4 protein-coding genes and 2 pseudogenes are annotated in these 6,052 nt (G+C 63.5%); 4 read left to right on the forward strand and 2 right to left on the reverse strand.

What is annotated here, in order from left to right:
* Nucleotides 1-894: 894 nt before the first annotated feature.
* Both ACXJKO_RS29065 and ACXJKO_RS29070 read left to right on the forward strand, forming a co-directional pair.
* Complete coding sequence (locus ACXJKO_RS29065; protein WP_457094509.1) at nt 895-2,871, forward strand: M23 family metallopeptidase; 1,977 nt, start codon at nt 895-897, stop codon at nt 2,869-2,871.
* A 5-nt stretch (nt 2,872-2,876) separates the two neighbouring features.
* Nucleotides 2,877-3,794, forward strand: a complete 918-nt coding sequence (locus ACXJKO_RS29070) for an AEC family transporter (RefSeq protein WP_457094510.1) — start codon at nt 2,877-2,879, stop codon at nt 3,792-3,794.
* Here the strand turns inward: ACXJKO_RS29070 and gluQRS are convergent.
* The gene (gluQRS, locus tag ACXJKO_RS29075; RefSeq protein ID WP_457094511.1) at nt 3,773-4,669 is read right to left on the reverse strand and encodes a tRNA glutamyl-Q(34) synthetase GluQRS; all 897 of its coding nucleotides are present in this window, start codon (nt 4,667-4,669) and stop codon (nt 3,773-3,775) included. The genes ACXJKO_RS29070 and gluQRS overlap by 22 nt on opposite strands.
* 50 nt (nt 4,670-4,719) lie before the next feature.
* On the opposite strand from gluQRS, the gene ACXJKO_RS29080 reads away from it, so the two are divergent.
* Nucleotides 4,720-5,367, forward strand: coding sequence for a DNA-3-methyladenine glycosylase family protein (locus ACXJKO_RS29080; protein WP_457094512.1), 648 nt, complete (start codon nt 4,720-4,722; stop codon nt 5,365-5,367).
* Between the two features lie 3 nt (nt 5,368-5,370).
* Here the strand turns inward: ACXJKO_RS29080 and ACXJKO_RS29085 are convergent.
* Nucleotides 5,371-5,874 (reverse strand): annotated as a pseudogene (locus ACXJKO_RS29085) (HpcH/HpaI aldolase family protein); the annotation flags it as partial.
* Between the two features lie 81 nt (nt 5,875-5,955).
* Between ACXJKO_RS29085 and ACXJKO_RS29090 the strand changes: the two are divergent.
* Nucleotides 5,956-6,052, forward strand: a pseudogene (locus ACXJKO_RS29090) (IS5/IS1182 family transposase); the annotation flags it as partial.

Here is a 6,052-nt window from a genome sequence, read left to right on the forward strand (position 1 = left end):
ATGTGTTAAGCCTGCCGCCAGCGTTCGTTCTGAGCCAGGATCAAACTCTCAAGTTGAAAGAATTTGATCTCGACTATAGTCACTACGCAAATTGACAGAGTCCATCTCACTCCAGTCCCGAAAGACCGAAGCGGTGTACTCACCAAAGCATAGAACTGGTCGATGTCTATTCCATCCGACCCCAAAGGGCCGGCGCAAGGACACCGCCGCCTACGCTTCTCTTTCTCATCTTCACTTGTCAAAGAGCAAAATCCGAAGGCAACAGCGCCTCACACCGGATCTTCCGGTCTGAGCCGCCAACCTTTCAGGAAAACCTCGGAACCGCCAACCCGTGGCAGAACCGCGATGAGCCTGATTTAGGATCATTCGTTCAGCGTGTCAAGCAGTTTCTCGGAAATTCCGAAGACCGACCCGACCCCCTATCCGAAGATAAGGCCTCCACAAAAACAAGCTTCGGATCCTGACATTAAGTCAGGCCTGCGAGCCCGAATTCTGAGGAGGTGCTGGCGCCTCCGCAATCAGCGGCGGCGTCGATGGGCGGTTTATAAGCCCGCTCTCTTTCCGCTGTCAACAAGCCTGTGAAACTTTTTTGACAGTTTCCCGGATCGCTGTGCAGACCGCCTGTTTTCGGTTGAAGCTCAGCCGGAATCCCTGGCCCTGCCTCACTCCGGACACAGTAAGGATCGAAGCAGCGTCCTCAAGCGCGACATCGATTCAGGATGTGGCTCCAGGCCGGGATTTTCGGATTGGCCTGTGCGGTCGGCCTGTCTTGTGCTAGAGCGCCATGACAACCTTCGCCTTAAGCCCACCCGGTCGCGGTAGTATAAGAAGACGATGAGCCACCTTCCTCCAGATGACAGATCATCCAGGGTGCCCCGCCGGGACGCTCTGCTTATGTCGTCCGGAGTCGAACTCGGCCACGAGCCTGCGCTCAGTTCCAACGGAGCCGCGGCTCCCGAGGTGGACAAGAGAGAGATCAACCTGCGCTGGCTCGGAGCGAGCGTCCTAACGGGCGTGACGGGAGCGGTCCTGATCGGCGCCTCCATTCATATTGCCCTCGAAGGCGCGACCACATCCGCCCTGCCCCCCGAACGGGCCGCCCTGAGCGCCCTCCCCGGCCCCGTCAACGACGACGAGCGGGCCTCGAATATCGCGCGCAAGGCCGACAAGCTGAACATGACGGAGCTCACGGCCTCGGCCAAGCAGAGCTTCAAGGCACCGATGACGATCCGCAGCGGCGACCGCGAGGCGATCAAGGTCCGTCATTTCGTGAAGGTTGCCACCAATCTTTCCATGACAGCGGGCAATTACGCCACCGACATCCCGGCCTTCAATCCGATGCGCCTCTTCGCGGAGGATGTGCAGGAGAAGATCGACCAGGTGCCGGAAGTCACCGATGCCGACGTGTCTGTTCTGAGGCGGGATCTCGCGGCCCTCGTGATCGAGGCGAGCGCCCCTTCCCTCTCCGACGGCGACGTTCTCGCGATCCTGGATGAGGAGCGCCGAGTTGCCAGCGAGACCGGCCGCCGTGCCTCCGTTCCCATTCCCGCCCAGCAGATGCTTTCGCGCACCCTGCGTCAGCCGGAAGTGCTTGGTGATGCGCTGGGCTATGCCCGCGTGATCGATGCCCCTTTCAGCACCATCGAAGTCCGCATGGTGCCTGAGAACGTGACGGACCTCCCCAAGATCGAGCAGAAGGCGCTCACGCCCCTGATCGAGGAGCGGGACGTGGTTCTGCGCAAGGGCGAAACCCTTGAGACCGCGCTTCGCAGCTATGGCGCCAATCCCGAGCAGATCGCCGCTATCTCAGGCGCCCTGTCGGCCCGGGTCAAGGTTGCCGGTATGGGCGAGGGACAGCGCCYGCGCATCCTCATCGCTCCCGGCCCGCGCCTGGGCGATCCCAAGCAGATCGTTCGCGTGATCGCCTTCGGCGAAAGGGGTGTCGAGGGCATCGCCGCCACCAACGACCGCGGCATCTTCGTGTCGGTCACGCCTCCCGCCGATCCTGCCAATCCCCAGAACAACGAGATTGCCGAGGAAGAGGGCGAAGAGGGCGGACGCGGCGGCATCCGTCTCTATGAGAGTCTTTATGAGACAGCGCTCAAGAACGATCTCCGGCGCGAGACCGTGAACGAGCTGGTTCGCATCTTCGGCTACGACGTGGATTTCCAGCGTCGCGTCCAGCAAGGCGATACCTTCGAGGTCTTCTTCGGCTCGGACGACGAGAACGGCGACCCCGAAGTCCTCTATGCCTCGCTGACGGTCGGCGGTGAATCGCGCAGCGTCTACCGCTACCAGGGCGATGACGGCACCATCGATTATTTCGACATGACCGGCCGCTCGCTCAAGAAATTCCTGATCCGCAAACCGATCTCCGACGGCATTCTCCGCTCGGGCTTCGGCTCGCGCTTCCACCCGATCCTGGGCTACTCGCGTCCGCATACGGGCGTCGACTGGGCGAACCGCATCGGCACACCGATCCTTGCCGCCGGTAACGGCACGATCCTCAAGGCCGAATGGGCTTCGGGCGGGTATGGCCGCCGCGTCGAGCTCCAGCATACGAACGGCTACGTGACGGCCTATTCCCACATGTCCGCCTTCGCCAAGGGCATCGAGCCGGGCAAGAAGGTGCAGCAGGGTCAGGTCATCGGCTATGTGGGCAATTCGGGCCTCTCCACGGGCCCGCACCTGCATTATGAAGTGATCATCAACGGCAGCTTCGTCGATCCGCTCAAGATCCGCCTGCCTCAGGGACGCGAGCTCGAGGGCCGCGGGCTTGCCGAATTCAAGCGCCAGCGCGAGCAGGTGGAAGAGCTGATGACCCATGGGACTTCATCGGCGAGCCTCAGCCAGCGCGCCGACCTGCGCTGACGCCCATGCTTGACCTGCTCATGATCGTCCTGCCGGTCTTCGGGCTGATCGGCATCGGCTATGTGGCGCGCCAGACCGGGTTCGTGTCGGAGCGGATGGGCGAGGGCCTATCCGAGTTCGTCTTCACGCTCTCCGTGCCCTGCCTGATCTTCCGCACCCTGGTGCGAGCGGACATTCCCGAGGTGCAGCCCTGGGGCTATTGGATCTCCTACTTCGTGGGCGTCGCTGTGGTCTGGATCGCGGCGATGCTGATCGGACGCTCCTTCTTCGGCCTCAAAGGCGTCTCCGGCGTCGTCGCGGGCTTTTCGGCCGGTCAGGCCAATACGGTCTTCGTCGGCGTGCCGATGATCCTGAAAGCCTATGGCGATGCGGGCGCGGTGCCCCTCTTCCTGCTCATCGCGGTCCACCTCCCGGTCACCATGACCCTGGCGACCGTTCTGGCGGAAGGGCGTCAGGCCTCGCCGCTCATTATTCTACGCCGTCTCGTCACCCATCCCATCGTCGTCGGCATTCTCGCGGGCTCGGCGCTTCGGCCCATCGCATCCTACATCCCCGCGCCCGGGTGGCAGGTGCTCGATCTCATCGCGAGCGCCGCCGTGCCCTGCGCCCTGATCTCCATGGGTATCGCGCTACGCCGCTACGGTCTGCAGACGGGCCTGAAGCTGCCGATGATCATCTCGGCCCTCAAGCTCATCGTGCACCCGCTCATCGTGCTGCTGCTCGCGACCCACGTCTTCGACATGCCGCCGGTCTGGGCCGGCGTGGCGGTGCTCTTCGCCTCCTGCCCCTCGGGCATCAATGCCTATCTCTTCGCGGAGCGCTATAATGAAGGTGTAGCGCTAGCCTCCAGCGCGGTCACGCTCTCCACGATCCTGGCGCTCGGCACGACCCTTCTCTGGCTTTATGTGCTCGGCGTCGGCTGAGCTTCGAAGCCGAGGCGCTGGCGGATTTCCAGTGGCGTCGCCCCTTCCGCACGCAGGTCATGCAGGGATCGTGATCCGCGGCTCTTCGCCAGCTTGTCGCCCTCTGGGTCCAAAACAAGTCCGTGGTGATGGTAGAGCGGTGTCGGCAAGCCGAGCAGCTTTTGCAGCAATACATGCAGATCCGTCGCCGCCTCCAGATCCCGGCCACGCACCACATGGGTCACGCCCTGGAGGGCATCGTCCACCACGACGGAGAGATGGTAGCTCGTAGGCACATCCTTGCGCACGATCACCGCATCGCCCCAACGCCAGGGATCGGCTTCGACGGGCCCTTCGCGCCCCTCGCGATCGAAGCGGCGATAGCTGTGGGGCCCTGGTAGAAGCTTTCGCACACCAGCTGAATCGATCCGCCACGTATGGGCGTCGCTCTGATCAAGGCGCCTTGCGATCTCGTCAGGAGGCAACGAGCGGCAGGTTCCCGGATAGAGCGGAGCGCCGTCGGGATCCCGCGGCCACGCGCTTCCGGTCTCCGCCTCCAGGCAGGCGACCGCCTCGGCGATTTCCTTACGGGAACAGAAGCAGGGATAGACGATGCCCCTGCCCTTCAGCTTGCGAAAAGCCGCCTCGTAATCCGAAAAATGCTCCGATTGCCGACGCACCGGCTTTTCCCATTCAAGACCGATCCAGGCGAGATCCTCGAGAATCCCCCTCTCGAATTCCGGGCGGCAGCGTGTGATATCGATGTCCTCGATCCGCAGCAGGAACCGGCCGTTGAGACGCCGGGCGAAATCGTCGTTGAGCAAGGCCGAATAGGCATGGCCCAGATGAAGCCGTCCGTTGGGGCTGGGGGCGAATCGAAAAACGGGCTTCGTCACGGACGGCCTTTGAACTGGGGCGAAGGAAACATCGGCAAAGGGAACATGGAATGGTCACCCTCCTCGAAACGGACGCGGTTCTCAAGAGGGGCCTCGATGCGCTCACCCTGATCGACCCGGTGATGGCACGGCTCGTGGAGCAAGGCGTCGTTCCGCAACTGCGCAAGCGTCCGCCGGGCTTCGAGGGCCTTGCCTGGATCGTGGTGGGCCAGCAGGTTTCGACGGCGAGCGCGGCGGCAATCTGGGGACGGCTGAGGGCCATCGTTGAGCCGCCGACGCCCGAAACTTTCCTGAGCCTGTCGGACGAGGCGCTGCGCGCAGCGGGCCTCTCAACTGGTAAAGTCAGGACGATCCGGGCCGTCGCCACCGAGATCGTGGAGCAACGCCTCCCCCTCGACCGCCTTCACGACCTACCCGCCGACGAGGCGCATGCGCTTCTGACAAAGGTGAAGGGGATCGGCCCCTGGACGGCGGATATTTACCTGCTGTTCTGTCTAGGCCATCCCGATGCCTTCCCCGCCGGCGACCTCGCGGTGCAGGAGGCGGCCCGCCTTGCCTATGACTTGGAGAGCAGACCGGACGCGAAGGCCCTCACAATACTTGCCGAGCAGTGGCGGCCCTGGCGGGGCGTCGCCGCCAAGGTGCTGTGGGCCTATTACCGCGTGGCCAAGGCGCGGGAGGGCGCTCCGGTGGGCTGAGCCTCAACCCTGCGCGGCCCCGAGTGCCGCCTGGGCTCCGGCCCGCAGCATGCTCATGTCGCTGCCGATGCAGACCATGTCGAAGCCCTTGCGGGCGAGTTCGCCCGCCCTCGCCCCGCTGGGCGCATAGATGCCGGTGAATTTGCCAGCGGCCTTCACGCGGCGGAGTACATCGTCCAGGGCCTTTTCCACCTCGGCGCTGGCTGGATCGACGCCCTTTCCGCCCGACAACGCGATGGATAGGTCCGCCGGGCCGATGAAGATGCCGTCGATGCCGGAGACCTCGAGGATATCGTCGAGGATGCTCAGGGCCTCCCGCGTCTCGACCATGGCGAAGGATGCGGTCAGGCCGTTGGCTTTCTTGAAATAATCGTCCGGCGAGAGTCCGGAGAGCGACAGGGCTCCATAAGCGCCCCAGCTGCGCTCTCCGATGGGCGGGAATTTCATGAAGGCAGCGAAGCGGCGGGCATCCTCGATGGTGTTGATCATCGGCGCGATCACGCCTGAGAGCCCGTCCCGAAAAGGGGTTGAGTGGTCAGGGTAGCCGTGATTCCAAGAGGGTGCTGAAGCCTAACTTGGAAGCCCGCGATGTGGACCCCGACCACTCGGCGGCAGTATAGCCGCGACGGCTTGCGATACGAAACCGATTTGACCGATGCCGAATGGGCGCTGATTGAGCCGCTTC

The sequence above is a fragment of the Microvirga sp. P5_D2 genome, assembly GCF_054049475.1.

Excerpts from the sequence above, each read along its gene's own strand:
- ACXJKO_RS29080 (WP_457094512.1), top strand. The coding sequence starts at position 4,720 with ATGGTCACCCTCCTCGAAACGGACGCGGTTCTCAAGAGGGGCCTCGAT.
- ACXJKO_RS29070 (WP_457094510.1), top strand. The coding sequence starts at position 2,877 with ATGCTTGACCTGCTCATGATCGTCCTGCCGGTCTTCGGGCTGATCGGC.